Consider the following 16,378-nt stretch of genomic DNA (forward strand, 5'->3'; position numbering starts at 1 on the left):
GCCGGCGCGAACGCCGCGGCTCGATGGAACGAAGCGAGTAACACGCTAGGGAGAAGCGCGATGCAGATCGAAAGCCCCTTGAAGCCACGCACGGATGCGCTTCGACCGGAAGCGGGCAGCCGCCGTGAAGGCTGTTGCGCGGCCGCCGAGAACCCGGCGGCATCATGCGACGCCGGCCGCGATGCGCGCGCCCCCGTGTGGGATCACGTGATCAGCCGGCTGCTCGCCGGCTATCGCAGCGAAGCCGAAGGCGAGGCGTATCTTCTCAGGCCGCGGATCGATCGCGCCGCCTTGAACGCGCCGTCGCGGCACGTCCAGGTCGAGGTGATCGAGCGTTTGTCCGACACGTCGATCGCCGTGCTCTGGCAGGACGCCACCCGCTGCCGTTACGCGGACCAGGTGTGGATCGCCTGCCGTGCGCGTCTCAAGGGACGCTGCGCGCTGAGCGGCGCGATCATCCGCCGTAATGATCCGATCTACAAGCCGAGGGTGCGCAGCGCGGTCCCGGTGAATGCCGGAGCGATGATTCTCGCTTCCGTGATCGCATGCATGCCGTGCATGGGAATGAAGGGCGACGCGCGCTAGCGCGTCGGTGGTTCGGCAACTACATCGCGGCCGCATTGCGTCGCTCCGTGCGCGCTCTCACAGTACAAAAAATTCGAACGATAGGTTCATTTTTTTCCGCGCATGGGCACCCGGCCTTGGTCTAGACTTCGGGGCACAACGCCGACCGGTCCGTCGGCGGTGGTTCTTTTCCCCGCAAGTCCTGGATATTCCCGCAATGATCCGCATCGGCCCCCTTCAGGTGGACCTTGCCAGTCGAGAGCTGTTTCTCGACGGACAGCCTGTGCGCATCGGCAGCCGTGCGTTCGACATCCTCGCCGTGTTGATCGCCGCCAATGGCGCGCTCGTATCGAAGAACGACATTCTCAAGCAGGTATGGCCCGACACGATCGTTGAAGAGAACAATCTTCAGGTGCATATGTCCGCGCTGCGCAAAGTGCTGGGCGAGAGCCGCGGCCTGATACAGACCGTCTCCGGGCGAGGCTACCGGCTGGTGCTGAGAGACCCGTCCGCGATCCTGGCCGGCAAGCCCGACGCCGCGGAGCGCGCCGCGCCCGCGCTCACGGTGCCCAATAATCTGCCCGCGAGTTTGTCGGCGCTGATCGGCCGCGAGCAAGCCATCGAGAACGTTGCGCTCGCGCTCGCCTCCGCGCGCACCGTCACGCTCGTCGGCTCGGGCGGCATCGGCAAGACGCGGCTCGCGATCGAGGTCGCGCGCAGCCTGCTCGCGGACTTTCCCGACGGCGTCTATCTGGTATCGCTCGCGTCCACGTCGGATTCGAACAGCGTGCTCGCCATGTTCGCCAACAGCATCGGCGTGAAGGCGGCGGCCGGCCCGCTCACGCTCGCGCGGGTCAGCAAGGAGCTGGGCGGACGGCGCGTGCTGTTCGTGCTCGACAATTGCGAGCACGTGCTCGGCCCCGCCGCCGAACTGGCCGAGACGTTGTTGAGCGTAAGCGCGGCCACCCGCATTCTCGCCACCAGCCGCGAGCCGTTGCGCGTCGCCGATGAGCACCTGTACTGGGTCGCGTCGCTGGAGGTGCCCGGCCAGGACGATCAGAGCGAGGACGTTCTGCAACGCAGCGCGGTCAAGCTGTTCCTGTCGCGCGCCCGCGCGATGGACGCGCGGTTTTCGTCCGACGAGCGCAGCATCCATCTGACCGGCACCGTGTGCCGCCGGCTCGACGGCATTCCGCTCGCGATCGAACTTGCGGCGGCGCGCGCCGCGATACTCGGCATCGAAACGCTCGCCGATCATCTCGACGACCGCTTCAACATGCTGACGGGCGGCAACCGCACGGCATTGCCGCGCCACCAGACCCTGAAGGCGACGCTCGACTGGAGCCATGCGCTGCTCGACGAAACCGGGCGCGCCACGCTTCGCTGGCTCGGCATCTTCGTCAACAGCTTCACGCTGGAAGCGGCGATCGCGGTCGCCGGAGACGGCGCATCGAGCGACGCCGAAGTGGTCGCCGCGCTCTCCGGCCTGGTCGAGAAATCGCTGGTGGTGACCTGCGTGGTGCGCGGCAAAACCGGCTATCGCCTGCTGGAAACCACGCGCGCCTATGCGCTGCAAAAGCTGGACGACAACGGCGAGCGGCGTCTCGTCACGCTGCATCACGCGCGCTACTTCGCGAGCCTGCTCGAACGCGAAGCATCGGCCGGCAGGAATCCGGCGAGCGCTTACGCGGACGCATGGCAGCAGCAGATGCGCGATCTGCTCGACGACCTGCGCGCCGCGCTGGCCTGGGCGCTCTCGCCGAAGGGCGACCAGGCGCTGGGCGAAGCGCTCGCGGTGAAGGTCGTATCGTTGCTGTACGAGCTTTCGCTGGTCGACGAATGCTGCGCGTGGGCGCGGCGCGCGCTCGACACGGTGGCCGCCGCGCATCAGGGCTCGCGCGCGAGCCGGCATCTGCGCGTGCGCATGCAACTGCTGGCCGCGCTCGCCGCGGCGCTCGTCTATGTCAGCGGACCGAACCGCGAGACCCTCGGCATCTGGGCCGAGGTGCTGGCGCTGGCCATCGCGCTGGGCGAGCAGCGCTTCGAAGCGCGCGCGTTGTGGGGCATGTGGAACGCAAGTCAGTCGTCCGGCGCGGCGCGCAATGCGCTCGCGTTCGCGCAGCGCTTCGGCTCGCTCGCCGCCGAGACGGGCGACGCGAGCAACGCGATCCTCGCGTACCGGCTGCTCGGCATCGCCTCGCATCACGCGGGCGATCAGCAGCAGGCGCGGGCGTCGCTGGAACAGTTTCTACAGCACACCGGCAGCTTGCGGCATCGGCTGCCGCTCGGGCAGTCCGTCGATCAGCGCGTGGTGGGCCGCGCGACGCTGGCGCGCGTGCTATGGCTCCAGGGCTTGCGCGATCAGGCGCTCGGCATGGCGGCGGAGTGCGTGGTCGATGCCTGCGGGCAGGAACAGTCCATCGTCACGTGCTACGTGCTGGTCGAGGCCGAGGTGCCGCTCGCGCTGCTGGCGGGCCTGCGCGAGCGGGCCGCCGAGGCGATAGCGTTGCTGCGCGAGGTGTCGGCGCGCGCGGGCCTGAGCGTGTCGCAAGTGTGCTGCCGCTGTTTCGACGCCTACCTGCGCTCGCTGGACGAAGCCACGCCGCCGCATTTGCAGGCGTTCGGCGCGGCGCTGGACGAGATGGACGCGCTCGAATACGGCGCGCCGCGCGCGCTGCTCGCCGCGCAATACAGCCTCGCGCTGGGCCGCGCGGGGCGGCGCGACGAGGGCATCGCCGCGGTGGTGGAGGCGCTCGCGCAATGCGACGAAAGCGGCGATCACTGGTACACGGTCGAACTCAGGCGCGTGCATGGCGAGTTGCTGCTGATGGCGTATGCCGGCGAGCCGCCCTATGGCGACACGGCGACCGACGCCGAAGCGTGCCTGAGCGCGGCGCTCGACGAATCGTTGGCGCAAGGCTGCCGCTCGCTGCAATTGCGGGCGGCGACCAGCCTGAGCCGGCTTTGGCATGCTCAGGGCCGCAACGGCGAAGCCGGGCAGTTGCTGAAGTCCGCCTGCGCGCGGCTCACCGAAGGGCTCGATCTCGATGACTTCAACGAGGCGATCGCGTTGCTGCGGCTTGTCGATGAAGCGCGCGGCGCTGCGTCACGAGCGGACCCGGATGTGGGCGCGGACCCGGACGTAGATACGGACATTACGGCCCGCCCGTTCGACGAACCGCCGTCGGGCGAGATCAACGAACCCGGCTAGAAGAACCGGCTAGAACGTCGCTCACCCTTGCAGTGCCCGCTGTCGCGCCACGTCGTCGATCAGGTCCGGCCGGTCCAACTGCTCGACCCACCATTGCAGCGCCTTGCCGCTTTCATCTTCGCGCCATGCGAGATAGAAATGCGTGAGCTCGCGCATGCCGAGCACTTCTTTCTTCACCAGTTCGCCCCGGTTCATCGGCTCGATCGCAAGGCATTCGGGAATCGTGCCCGCGGCCAGCCCCTTGATCTGCGCGGCGAGCTTGGCTTCGAGCGTCGGCACCGTCAGCACCTCCTGATTGGCGGCGAGCGCGATCGTGCGCGGCGCGAGCTTGCGCGACGTATCGCCGATCGCGACCGCGCGATGGCGCGCGACGACGTCCAGCGTGAGCGGCTCCGGCATCACTGCGAGCGGATGATCGGGCGCCACCACGAACACATGCCGCAGCGAGCCGATCGGCTTCGCGACCAGATGAGGAATCTGCGGCGGATCGCCCGCCGCGCCGACGATCAGATCCGCGCGGCGCGTCAACAGCGCGTCCCACGAACCGCCCAGCACTTCGGTCGACAGATGCAGCCGCGTGTCCAGCTTCAGCTTGTAAAACTCGCTGACGTGCGGCCAGATCAGGTCGAACGGAATGATTTCATCGACGGCGATGCGCAACTCGGATTCCCAGCCGTGCTGGATTCTTCTCGCCTTGCATTCGAGGTCTTCCGCCGCTTCCAGCAGCCGCCGCCCTTCCTCGACCACCACGCGCCCCGCGTGCGTGAGCGTCGCGCGCCGGCCCGTGCGGTCGAACAGCTTGACGCCGAGATCGAGTTCGAGCTTCTGAACCAGGTAGGAGAGCGACGAGGGCACCCTGTGAAGCGTTTCCGCGGCGCTTGCAAAGGTGCCGGTTCGATCGATCGCATCGAGCGCCTGGAGGACTTCAAAGGATAGGTTCATGACGAGGAGGCGGATTGTCGGGGGTGTCGGCGGGACGTTCAGGATACTGGATTTCAGCGCGCCCGCCGTGCCCGGCGCCATGGCCGGCTCCGTGCCGGCCGCATGCCGTGCGCCGCGTCGAGCAGATCGATTCAGGTGTTTTCAGCCTGGTTTCAGGACATTTACTCCGCCTTCCCCTAGCTTTAGCTAACTCGATTTAGCTGACTCGACTCGCACAGGCCGCGCACGGCGGCGGCGAGTATTCTTCAGATCAGTCAGGGCGCCGCCGCGATGTGCGCCGGCGCCCGGCTGATCTTCAATTTCCGTGACAAGGAGTCAAGCATGGCCAACAGCACCATTGCCGGATATCTCGCGGGCACGCTCGCCGCGGCGGGCGTCGAACGGATCTGGGGCGTGACGGGCGACAGCCTGAACGGACTCGCCTACGCCCTCGATCAAGCCGGATCGATCCGCTGGATGCACACGCGCCACGAGGAAGCCGCCGCGTTCGCCGCCGGCGCCGACGCGGCTTCCACCGGACGCCTCGCCGTGTGCGCGGGCAGTTGCGGACCGGGCAACCTGCATCTGATCAACGGCTTGTTCGATTGCCATCGCAATCATCAGCCGGTGCTGGCCATCGCCGCGCATATTCCGTCGACGGAAATCGGGCTCGGCTACTTTCAGGAAACGCATCCGCAGGAACTGTTCAAGGAGTGCAGCCATTACGTCGAGCTGGTGTCGTCCGCGTCGCAGTTTCCGCGCGTGCTGGCGCGCGCGATGCGCACCGCGATCGAGGAGCGCGGCGTCGCGGTGATCGTGTTGCCGGGCGACGTCGCGTTGTCGGAGGGACCCGCCGAACTGCCGTCGTGGACGCACAGCGCGCCGCCGACGATCATGCCCGCCGAGGCCGACCTCGATCGCCTCGCGGCCATGCTCAACGAGTCGGACGCGGTGACGATCATGTGCGGCAGCGGCGTGCAGGGCGCGCACGACGAAGTGGTGGCGCTCGCCGACACGCTCGGCGCGCCGGTGGTCCACGCGCTGCGCGGCAAGCCGTTCATCGAATACGACAACCCCTACGACGTCGGCATGACCGGGCTGATCGGCTTCAGTTCGGGCTATCACGCGATGATGTCGTGCGACACGCTGCTGCTGCTCGGCTGCGACTTTCCTTATCGCCCGTTCTATCCGGCCGATGCCAGGATCATCCAGATCGACTGGAAGGGCTCGAAGCTCGGCCACCGCGCGCTGCTCGCGCTGGGGCTGGTCGGCACGGTCAAGGAAACGATCGCGGCCACGCTGCCGAGGCTCGATCGCAAGACCGACCGCGGCTTCGTCGACAACGCGCGCAAGCACTATGCGTCGGCCCGCAAGGGGCTGGACGATCTGGCGACGCCTTCCGGCGCGGGCCGCCCGATTCATCCGCAATATCTGGCGAGGCTGATCGACGAAGCCGCGGACGACGACGCCATTTTCACCGCCGACGTCGGCACGCCGACCGTCTGGGCCGCCCGCTATCTGACGATGAACGGCAAGCGCCAACTGCACGGCTCGTTCAACCACGGTTCGATGGCGAACGCGATGCCGCAGGCGCTCGGCGCGCAAGGCGCGCATCCGGGCCGGCAGGTGGTGTCCTTGTCGGGCGACGGCGGTTTGTCGATGATGCTCGGCGATCTGCTCACCGCGCGGCAGCTCGATTTGCCGATCAAGATCGTCGTGTTCAACAACAGCCTGCTCGGCTTCGTGTCGATGGAATTGAAGGCGGGCGGTTACCTCGATACCAACGTCGACCTCAGCAAGACCGACTTCGCGGCGATCGCGAAAGGCGCGGGCATTTTCAGCGTCCGCGTCGAGGAATCGGAAGACGTGGCGGGCGCGCTGAAGCAGGCGTTCGCGCATCCGGGCCCCGCGCTCGTGGACGTCGTCACGTCGAAACACGAACTCGCGATGCCGCCGAAGATCGAGCTCTCGCAAGCGAAGGGCTTCAGCCTCTACATGATGCGGGCGATCCTGAGCGGGCGCGGCGACGAGATCGTCGAACTCGCGCGCACCAACCTGCGATAGATCCGGCGATGACCCCGCATGCCGGCGGCGCGGCGTGGCCGCGACTACGCGACGAGCTCAAGACGTACTGGAGCGACGACGCGCCGCGCTTCCTTCACATGGCGAAGGTGGCGCTCGCGGCCGCCCTCGCGATGGGGCTGTGCATGCGTCTGGAACTGCGCTCACCCGGCACCGCGATGGTGTCCGTCGTCATCGTGATGATGCATCAGCAAAGCGGCATGGTGATCGCGCGCGGCTTCTATCGCGGCTTGGGCATGGTATGCGGCAGCCTGGCCGGGCTCGTGCTGATCGCCTGGTTCGCGCAGCAGCCGCTGCTGTTCTTCATCGCGCTGGCGGCGTGGATCGGCGCGTGCGTGTTCGGCGCGTCGTACTACCGCAACTTCCAGTCATACGGCTTCGTGCTGACCGGCTACGGCACGGCCATCACCGCGATACCGGCCTGGCCCGATCCGTATGGCGTGTTCGACAACGTGGTGTACACGGTCAGCGAGGTGGTGATCGGCGTGGTCTGCGCAAGTCTGGTCAGCGCGCTGGTGTGGCCGCGGCGGGTCGCGCCGGCGCTGTATGCGTCGAGCCAGAAGAACTTCGCGAACCTGCTGGATGCGCTGCATGCCATGCTCGAACGCGGGTCCGCCGCGGCCGGCTTCGATACTTTTCTCGGCCTGATCCGCGAGCGCGCGGGCGTGGAAAGCCTGCGCAGCGGCGCGGTGTTCGAGGACCCATCGATCCGCCTGCACGGCCACGTGTTTCTCGATCTCGACAGAAGTTTTCTCGACAGCGTCGCGTGGCTGCACGCGCTGCATCAATTGAAGGCGCGCGTGGCCGCCGAAGCCGAGCCGCGCGCGCAAGCCGCCGTCGACGCGCTGATCGGCGGGTTGCTCGCGATCGTGCCGCGCGGCTCGCCGGCCGGGGCGCTCACGCTGGAACGGATCGAGACCTTGCCGGGCCGGCTTGCCGCGTTCGAACAGGCGTTGCCCGCGCGACTGGGCACGCTGCTCGATTCGCTCGCGGACGTGTCGCCGCGTCAGCGCCAGTTCGTCGCGACCACCGGCGCGGCGCTGTTTTTTTCGATCGCGGATCTGCGCGTGCTGTGCAGCAGCTACGTCGAAGCGCGCAGCGCCGACCGGCGCCCGTGGTCGCAATCGGTGCTTCAGGCGCTCGGCCGCATCGGGCGCATCGGCACCACGCGCGCGACGGCCAATCGCACGGCCGCGATGATCGCCGGCATGCGCGCGGCCGTCGCCGTGTCGCTGGTCGGCGCGGCGTGGCTCGCGTCCGGTTGGGTCGGCGGGGCGAGCGCGATCGTCGCGGTGGCGATTACCAGCGCATTGTTCGCGCTCGCGCCGAACCCCGCCGTCGCGAGCTGGCAGATCTTCTGCGGTTGCCTCGCCGGCTGGCTCGCGGGCTTCGCGTTCAATTTCTTCCTGCTGCCGCGCCTCGACGGTTTCGTGTTGCTGGCGTCGTCGATGGCGATCTTCGTGATGGCTGGCAGCTACATCAATACGTTTGCGAAAACGGCGGTTCTCGGGCTGGGTTTCAGCATCTATTTCTGCTTTATCGTCGGCATTTCGAATCCGACCGTGTACAACCCGAGCGCCTATCTCGACACGGGTTTCGCCTTGCTGTTCGGCATCGCGGCCGCCGCGGTCGCTTTTTCGGTCATCGTGCCGCGCGCGGGCGACTGGATCACCGCGCAATACCTGAAGCAGATTCGCGCGCTGGTGGCGCACACCGCGCCCGACGCCGAACTCGACGATGAACTGCTGTTGTCGTTCGAGGCGCATCTGCGCGATTTCATCATTCAGATCGCGTCGGCGCCGGCGGACGCGCGCGTGGACCGCAATGGCCTGATCGGCTGGGCGTTCGCCGCGCTGGAACTCGGCCGGGCGATGATCCAGATGCGGCTCGACACCGAACAACTCGGCGACACGCTGCCGGCAAGCTGGCCGGAGGTGCAGCGCGCGTGGCTCGCGGCGCTGGCCGAGGTGTTCACCGCCATGACGCCGCAGGCCGGCGAAAACGCCGTCGCCGCGACCCGGCGCGCCCTGGTTGCGCTGCCGTTCGCGCAGGACCCGGCGGTCGGCCCGATGCTGCTCGCGCGCTGCCGGATGCGGGCGCTGCTGCACTTCACCGAACTCACGTTGCAGGACGAGAGCTTGCCGCTGTGGCGCGCGGCGAAGGCGGCCGTATGAGGACGCTTGCCCTGCCGCGCGTGATGGCGTTGGTCCGCGGGCTGCTTGTCAGCGCGTGGACTCGCACGTTCGCGAGGGCGGGAATGCGGGCGCGCCCGCCGATGCAACCGCTTCGCTCCCTCGCGCCGGCGCTTGCCGCCGCGCTCATGCTGTGCGCGTGCATCGACAGCGGCGGCATCCGTCCGCGCGAATCGCTGCTCGATCCCGCGACGCTCGACCCCGGCGTCGCGCTGCGCGACACGCAAGCGGACGCGAAATGGCCCGACGACGGCTGGTGGCGTCAATGGAACGATCCGCAGCTCGACACGCTGGTGCGCGACGCGACCGCGGGCAACCCAGGCTTGCGCGCCGTCGAAGCGCGCGTGGACGCCGCGGCATTCCAGGCCAGCATCGCCGGCGCGGACACGTTGCCGCAACTGAACGCCGGCGGCGACTTCCAGCGCCGGCGCTACGCCCGCTACACCACGCCCGCGCCGCCGGGCGGCACGACGGTGTGGAGCAACAGCGTCACAGCGGATCTCTCCTATGACCTCGACCTGTGGGGCAAGGCGCGCGCGCTTCGCGAGGGCGCGCTCGACAACCTGCATGCGGCGGCCGCCGACGCCCGCTTCGCGCAACTCGAATTGCAGACCGCGATGGTCCGCGGTTATGTGCGCTTCTCGCTGCAATACGCATTGCTCGATGTCTACCGCGCCATGCAGGACCAGCAGCAGCGCACGCTCGACATCGCGACGCGCCGCTGGCGCGCGGGTGTCGGCAGCCAGTTGGAGGTGAGCGAGGCGTCGACGCAATACGCGATGAGCACGACGCGCGCGCAGCAGGCCCAGCAGCAGCTCGCGTTGAGCCGGCTCAGCATCGCGGCTCTCGCGGGCAAGGGACCGGGTTTCGGCGATTCGCTGCGCCGGCCGAGCCTTGCGTTGAGCGTGCCGGTGGCGCTGCCCGCGCGCTTGCCCGCCGAACTCGTCGGCCATCGGCCGGACGTGGTGGCGGCGCGCTGGCGCGTGCTGGAAGCGGACAAGGGCATCGACGCCGCGCACGCCGATTTCTATCCCGACATCGATTTGCTGGCGACCGCGTCGTTCGGTTCGGCGGCGACCTTCGGCGGGTTCCTGAACTTCCTGAACAGCGACGGCATGGGTCACGGGGTGGGCGCGGCGATCTCGCTGCCGATCTTCGACGGCGGCCGCCGCCGCGGCCGTTACGGCGTGGCGGTCGCGTCGCGGGACGCGGCGGTCGACGCGTACAACCAGAGCGTGGTGAACGCGATGCAGGCCATCGCGGCGCAGGTGGTCTCGCTGCGCTCGCTCGATGAACAGCAGGCGTCGATTGAAACCACGCTCGATGCCGCGCGCCGTTCGTTCCGGCTCGCCGATGCCGGTTATCGCAGCGGCATCACCGAGTTTCTCAACGTGCTGGCCGCGCAGAACGCACAACTGCAACAGGCGGAAAGTCTCGCGACGGTGCAGGCGCAGCGCCTCGACGCGTGGGCCTTGTTGATGAAGGAGCTGGGCGGCGGTTATGGGTCGACGTCCGCGACGTCCACGACGTCCGCCTCGTCTGAACATGCGTCGCAAGGAGCGGACGATGCCCGGCGAAATTGAACTGTTCTCGCTGCTGGTGCCAGGGCTGCTGCCGATCCTCGTGGGCTGCGTGGCGGTTTTCGTCGTCGTCGATTTGCTGCTGGCGCGCGTGGGTGTGTATCGCTACGCGTGGCACCCCGGGCTCTTTCGCGTCGCGCTGTTCGCCGCGATGTTCAGCGGCGCTTCACTGCTGCTGTTGCGGCCATGAATCCCGCGCGCCTGCACGCTTGCCAAAGCGAGGCTCCCAGCAACGCTCCGAAGGCTCACCGCACTTAACGCTCAAGCATAGAAGATGAAAACGCAATCCCTCCTGCGCGCGCTTGTCACCCTCACGCTTTTGCTGGTGGCGATCGTGCTGGTGCGCCTGCTGTGGCTCGACTATATGTACGCGCCGTGGACCCGCGACGGCCGCGTCCGCGCGAACGTGGTGCAGGTCGCGACCGACGTGTCGGGCCTCGTCAGCGAAGTGCGCGTGAAAGACAACCAACGGGTTCGCCAGGGCGACATTCTGTTCGTGCTCGACCCGGCCCGTTTCCGCTATGCGCTGGCGCAAGCCGACGCGGACCTCGAGCGGGCGCGGGCGCAAATGGCGCAGGCGCGGGCGCGCGTGGCGGGCAGCGAAACCGACTTGGCGATGAAGCGCGCGCAGGCGGCGCGCCGGGCGAATCTGGGCGGCGACGTGATCTCCGACGAAAGCCGTGCCGATGCGGCCTCGCTCGCGCGGCAGTCGCAGTCCGCGTATGCCGCCGACGTGGCTGCCTACAGCGCCGCCGAAGCCATGTACAAGGCCGCCGTGGTCGCGCAACAGACGGCGGCGCTCAACCTCGCGCGCAGCGAAGTGCGCGCGCCCGCCGACGGCTTCATCACCAACCTGAACCTGTATCCCGGCGATTTCGCCACGGCGGGCGTCGCGCGCATGGCGCTGATCGACTCGCACTCGTTCTGGGTCTATGCGTATTTCGAGGAGACCAAGCTGCCCAACGTGCAGGTCGGCGATCAGGCCGTGGTGCGGCTGCTGTCGGGCGGCGAGGAGATTCACGGGCACGTCGACAGTCTCGCGAGCGGCATCGCCGATCGCGACAACCCGTTTAGCAACGGCGATCTGCTCGCGGACGTCAACCCGATTTTCACGTGGGTGCGGCTGGCTCAACGGGTGCCGGTGCGGGTGCATCTGGACCGGATTCCGGCCGGCATCAAGCTCGCGACCGGCATGACCTGCACGGTGACCTTGAAGCCGCGGGCCGGTCAATCCGCTGCTGCCGAGGGCACAGGCGCGGCGTCGTGAACCGGCACGCGCTGCGATCGTGCGAATTGGAAAACGGCGCGCCGCGAACTGGCCCACAGTGTTCAACAGCGCGACACAGGCAGGGCGCGTAGGCGGATATCGGCAGACATCGGCAGACATCGGCGGATCACGCCGGCCGCGCCGTCACCGTGTTGCCGACCATCGGTTGGAATCAACTCATCTGGAGAAGAACATCATGAAGGCAAAGTGGGCAATCGTATTTCTGGCAGCGTCGGCGTTCGGTGCGCTCTGCCAGCCGGCCAGCGCGCAGGTGGCGGGTGCGCAGACCATCGGCGTGTCGGTCGAACAGGATCAACTGATCGTCGAAGGCTGGAGCGCGAAGAAAAGCCTGCTCGGCAAGGCGATCTATAACGACAGCGGCGAAAAGGTCGGCGTGCTGCACGACATCATCATCGCGCCGGATAACGCCGTGTCGTTCGCCATCGTGGCGGCCCATCAGTTTCTCGGCGTCTCGCAGCACGACGTGGCGGTGCCGATGTCGCAACTCGATTATGTGAGCGGCAAGCTCGTCTGGGCCGGCGCCACGCGCGACGCGCTCAAGTCGATTCCGGCGTTCAGGTATACGAAGGTGCGCACCGTTCCGATCGCACGCAAGGACTTCGGCCACCATTGAAGCGATGACCGCGCCACGGGCTTGCCGCGCGAGCCCGTGGTTCAGGAAAGCATCGGCCCCTGCCTGTCTAGACAAGCAGGGGCGGGTGCGTTTGTGCGATTAAGATAAGTTAAGTACCGCATCGACGCGGGCTCGCGCATGATGTGCATCACATCAGGTCCGCGCCGCTTCGTTCCGTTTTTGTACGCCGGCGCTCGTCGCGCGCGGCTTGGGATCGCCGCCGTTCATGGTCACGAGCGATCCTGAGAACGCGTGCCGCGTTTTACCTGTCCGTCCAACGACAGCGACCGTATGAGGAACGAGGTGGAAAGCAACGAAACCGATAATGGCGATGCCGTGGTCTACGTGGTGGACGACGACGAGTCGATGCGCGAATCCTTGCGCCGGCTGTTGCGCTCGGTCGGGCTGAAGGTCGAGATCTTTGCTTCCGCGCAGGAGTTTCTCGCGTTCGACATGCCCGACGTGCCGAGCTGCCTCGTGCTCGACGTTCGCCTGAAAGGACAAAGCGGCCTTGTCGTGCAGGAACAGGTCACGGCGGCGCGGCTCGGCTTGCCGATCGTTTTCATGACCGGGCACGGCGACATCGCGATGACCGTGAAGGCGATGAAGGCGGGCGCGCAGGATTTCCTGGCCAAGCCGTTTCGCGACCAGGACATGCTCGACGCGGTCGAGCAGGCGCTCGCCACCGACGCGGCGCGGCGCGAGGCGAGCCGCTCGGTCGCGGATCTGCGCCGCTGCTACGAATCGCTGACGCCGCGCGAGCGCGAGGTCATGGGCTTCGTCGTGACGGGGTTGATGAACAAGCAGATCGCGGCTGAGATGAACCTCAGCGAAATCACCGTGAAGATCCATCGCGGGCAGGCCATGAGGAAGATGGGCGCCCGCTCGCTCGCGGACTTCGTGCTGAAGGCCGAGGCATTGGGCATCACCTCGGTGCCTGTGGCGCGCGCCGCGCGCGGCTGAGCGCGCAGTTCACCACGCAGTCGAGTGCGCGGCTCGCCGGATAGCGCGACATGAACCCCCCGCGTTTCATCCGCTTGCGCCGCATGGCTTACGCAGAATGGCTTACGACGACGCGCCGCCGACCCGCGCCTTCGCTTCGGATCGAAGCAGCACCGCTCATGCATTTCACTTGCTCCATGCCCGTGGCCGGCAGGCTGCGGCGTGCCGTGTCACGCCCGGCGGCATGATTAAACCTAGATATGAGTCGGCCCTACCATTGGTCGTTTCGGGCAACCGTATGTAGGCTGGTTGACGGGTTTGCGGTGCGTTACCGTGGAGTCATCGCGGCGCCTGTTTTTCGGGGCGTTGCATCACCACTGTATCGGATGGCTAAACCATGCTCAGCCCGCTGCCTTTGTATGCCGAACCCGCCTCGCATGCCGTTCACGACGACCGGGCAAGCCCGATCGGCATCGAGCGTCAATGGCGCTCTCCCGCGCATGCCGACACCGGTGCGCCGCCGCGCGATCTCGTCGTGTCGCGCTGGATTCACAACGATTCCGCTCCGCTCGCGGTCGCCAGCGCCGGCAGCGCGGCGCATCACTGCATCGCGGTGAACCTCAAGTGCACCTCGCTGACCTTTGCCCATGCCGGGCGCACGCTGGTTCACGGCCGGCTCGGCGCGGGGGCCGCGCAGATCACCGCGCCCAGGGTGCCGTGCAGCGCCGTATTCGAATCGCCCGCCGACGTGCTGCATCTGTTCGTCTCGCAACAGGTGCTCGCCGAGTGTTACGAAGACCGCTTCGGTCGTCCGCATGCCGGTGAAATACGTATCGACGAGCCGCGGCTCGTGCGCGATCCGGCGCTGGAACGGCTGGGGCAGGCGCTCGCCGTGTCGCAGTCGGACGACGCCGTGCTCGGCAAGGTGTTCGCCGAGAGCGTCGGCCTCGCGATCGTCTCGCGCGTGGTGGCGCGCCACTTCGGCGAGGCGAGGCGTGAGACCCGCGCGGCCCTTGCGTTGCCTTCATGGCGGCTGAACCGCGCCGTCGAATTCATCGACGCGCATCTCGCCGACCCGATCGGACTCGAGGATATCGCGCACAGCGCGGGACTCACGCGAATGCATTTCGCTTCGCAGTTTCGCGTCGCGACGGGCATGCGTCCGCACGAATATCTGGTGCGCCGGCGCATCGAACACGCCCAGCGCCTGTTGCTCGAACCGAAACACAAAGTGCTCGACGTCGCCTTGAGTTGCGGCTTTCGCACCCAGGCTCACTTTACGACGGTGTTCAAGCGCCTGGTCGGCGATACGCCGTATTGCTGGAGGACCCGGGTCCATGTCGATCGGTGAGCGAATTCATGCGTTTCTCGCGGTCAGCGAAACCTTCTTGCGGCAGTCCGATGACGCGGCGTCGCGCGACGGCCTCGACCATCAACCCGATTTCTGGAAACTGGAGAGCGAACATGCAGGCGAATGCGAAATGCAGCGACGATCCGTGGATGCGAACCATCGGTCTGTTGTCGGTCTTGTCCGGGGCGCCTGATTCCGGCATGGCCGAAATCGCCGCGCTGGCGGCGGGGCGCCCACGCAAAGGCGCGATGCCGCCGTTCATGAGCGCACGCAGCGACGTTCAGGTGCAACTGATCGACCGGCCTTCGCAATCCACCGCGACGATCGCATGGCGCGACTCCACCCATTGCTCCTATGGCGACCAGGTGTGGCACGCCTGCCGCGCGCGCATGGCCGGCGTGTGCGCGATGAGCGGCCGTGCGATCCGGCCGGGCGATGCGATCTACAAGCCGCGTCCGTGCCGTCCCGCGCCATTGAACACCGGCGCGATGATTCTGCGCTCGGTGCTGCACGAAGCCGACACGCTCTGAACTTGTCCGCTCGAGCGCCGCGACATCGGCGCTCACACTACCCGCGCCGGCCGTCCATGCGAAATCGCATCGACGGCCGGCGCATTTTTATTTGCCGCCGCGCCTGCTTCCCTCATTCGCCCGCCTCCGAGCCGCCCACCACCTTGCCACGGAAAATGTAGTACTGGTAGAGGTTGTAGCCGATCATCACCGGGAAGATCAGGCCGATGCCGATCAGCATGAAGACGAGGGTCGCCGAATCGGACGCCGCTTCGACGATGCCCAGCTTGCCCGGAACGAAGTCGGGAAAGAGGCTGATCGCGAGCCCGGCGAACGAGAGCACGAAAAGCGTCACCGACGCGCGAAACGGCACGCCGGCGCTGCCGAGATAGAGCGACGCCATGATCGCCGCGAAGGCGAGTGCGGCGGCGGCGCCGAGCGCCAGCAGCAAATGGAACACGCCGGGTTGGGTCCAGCGCTCGTGGCCGACCTCGCTGAAGAACCAGGTGGCGGCGGTCAGCAGCACGGCGGCCGCGACGGTGATCGACGCGCAGAGCAAGGCAAGGCGGCGCGCCCATTGTTCGAGCGTGCCCACGGTTTTCTTGACCAGATAGGTCGCGCCGAGCAGCGAATAGCCGGCCACCACGCCGAGCGCCGACACGGCGACGAACACGTCGCCACGCGCGCCGGGAACGAATCCGGTGATGACCTTGCCGAGCACGATGCCCTGCGCGAGGGCGGCGACCAGGCTGCCGATGCCGAACACCTTGTCCCACCACGGACCGTGCGCCACGCCATGACGGAATTCGATCGCCGCGCCGCGCATGATGAGCCCCGCGATCAGCGACATCACCGGCAGATACAGGTCTTGCAGAAGCAGCGCATACGCGTCGGGAAACGCGCCGAACAGCGCGCCGCCCACCACCACCAGCCACGTTTCATTGGCGTCCCAAACGTGGCCGATGGTTTGCACCATGACGTCGTGATCCTCGCGGCGTTTGCGCAACAGGCTGAGTATGCCGATGCCGAGATCGAAGCCGTCGGTGATCACGTAGAACGCCAGCATGAGTCCGATCAGGCCGAACCAGGTGACGGCGAGCATCGTGTGAGTGGAGCTGTCCATGA

At 67.3% G+C, this 16,378-nt stretch carries 14 protein-coding genes; 12 read left to right on the forward strand and 2 right to left on the reverse strand.

Features of this window, described 5'->3' with window-relative positions; all coding sequences use genetic code 11:
- The first annotated feature begins 60 nt into the window (after positions 1–60).
- Positions 61–585: a DUF3331 domain-containing protein gene (locus tag CUJ90_RS26420; protein ID WP_083081374.1), complete on the forward strand. Its 525-nt coding sequence runs from the start codon at positions 61–63 to the stop codon at positions 583–585.
- Positions 586–781: 196 nt separating this feature from the next.
- Positions 782–3,775, forward strand: a complete 2,994-nt coding sequence (locus CUJ90_RS26425) for an ATP-binding protein (RefSeq protein ID WP_114164197.1) — start codon at positions 782–784, stop codon at positions 3,773–3,775.
- 21 nt (positions 3,776–3,796) lie between these two features.
- On the opposite strand, the gene CUJ90_RS26430 is transcribed toward CUJ90_RS26425, so the two are convergent.
- Positions 3,797–4,717 carry a LysR family transcriptional regulator gene (locus tag CUJ90_RS26430; protein ID WP_083081370.1) on the reverse strand — a complete coding sequence of 307 codons (921 nt, stop codon included), beginning with the start codon at positions 4,715–4,717 and terminating at the stop codon, positions 3,797–3,799.
- 321 nt (positions 4,718–5,038) lie between these two features.
- Here CUJ90_RS26430 and poxB point away from each other — a divergent pair, with 321 nt between their 5' ends.
- From poxB to CUJ90_RS26475, 10 genes are all read left to right on the forward strand, one after another.
- Positions 5,039–6,760, forward strand: a complete 1,722-nt coding sequence (poxB, locus tag CUJ90_RS26435; protein WP_114164198.1) for a ubiquinone-dependent pyruvate dehydrogenase — start codon at positions 5,039–5,041, stop codon at positions 6,758–6,760.
- A gap of 8 nt (positions 6,761–6,768) precedes the next feature.
- A complete protein-coding gene (locus CUJ90_RS26440; protein WP_114164199.1) occupies positions 6,769–8,952 on the forward strand; it encodes an FUSC family protein in 2,184 nt (727 codons plus the stop codon).
- A 101-nt stretch (positions 8,953–9,053) separates the two neighbouring features.
- Positions 9,054–10,553, forward strand: coding sequence for an efflux transporter outer membrane subunit (locus tag CUJ90_RS26445; protein WP_167449685.1), 1,500 nt, complete (start codon positions 9,054–9,056; stop codon positions 10,551–10,553).
- Positions 10,537–10,740, forward strand: a complete 204-nt coding sequence (locus tag CUJ90_RS26450) for a DUF1656 domain-containing protein (protein ID WP_083081366.1) — start codon at positions 10,537–10,539, stop codon at positions 10,738–10,740. Before CUJ90_RS26445 ends, CUJ90_RS26450 begins: the two co-directional genes overlap by 17 nt.
- An 84-nt stretch (positions 10,741–10,824) precedes the next feature.
- A complete protein-coding gene (locus CUJ90_RS26455; RefSeq protein ID WP_114164200.1) occupies positions 10,825–11,817 on the forward strand; it encodes an HlyD family secretion protein in 993 nt (330 codons plus the stop codon).
- A 196-nt stretch (positions 11,818–12,013) separates the two neighbouring features.
- A complete protein-coding gene (locus CUJ90_RS26460) occupies positions 12,014–12,451 on the forward strand; it encodes a PRC-barrel domain-containing protein (protein WP_073432285.1) in 438 nt (145 codons plus the stop codon).
- A gap of 291 nt (positions 12,452–12,742) precedes the next feature.
- On the forward strand, positions 12,743–13,414 hold the full coding sequence (locus CUJ90_RS26465) for a response regulator transcription factor (protein WP_114164201.1): 672 nt from the start codon (positions 12,743–12,745) through the stop codon (positions 13,412–13,414).
- A gap of 376 nt (positions 13,415–13,790) precedes the next feature.
- Positions 13,791–14,744 carry a helix-turn-helix transcriptional regulator gene (locus tag CUJ90_RS26470; protein ID WP_114164202.1) on the forward strand — a complete coding sequence of 318 codons (954 nt, stop codon included), beginning with the start codon at positions 13,791–13,793 and terminating at the stop codon, positions 14,742–14,744.
- Positions 14,731–14,937 carry a hypothetical protein gene (locus CUJ90_RS32920; protein ID WP_167449679.1) on the forward strand — a complete coding sequence of 69 codons (207 nt, stop codon included), beginning with the start codon at positions 14,731–14,733 and terminating at the stop codon, positions 14,935–14,937. Before CUJ90_RS26470 ends, CUJ90_RS32920 begins: the two co-directional genes overlap by 14 nt.
- Positions 14,858–15,274, forward strand: coding sequence for a DUF3331 domain-containing protein (locus tag CUJ90_RS26475; RefSeq protein ID WP_114164203.1), 417 nt, complete (start codon positions 14,858–14,860; stop codon positions 15,272–15,274). Before CUJ90_RS32920 ends, CUJ90_RS26475 begins: the two co-directional genes overlap by 80 nt.
- Positions 15,275–15,386: 112 nt before the next feature.
- Here the strand turns inward: CUJ90_RS26475 and CUJ90_RS26480 are convergent, their stop codons facing one another.
- Positions 15,387–16,376, reverse strand: coding sequence for a cytochrome d ubiquinol oxidase subunit II (locus CUJ90_RS26480; protein WP_114164204.1), 990 nt, complete (start codon positions 16,374–16,376; stop codon positions 15,387–15,389).
- Positions 16,377–16,378 lie beyond the last annotated feature (2 nt).

This window comes from Paraburkholderia terricola, from assembly GCF_003330825.1.
GTDB lineage: Bacteria > Pseudomonadota > Gammaproteobacteria > Burkholderiales > Burkholderiaceae > Paraburkholderia > Paraburkholderia terricola.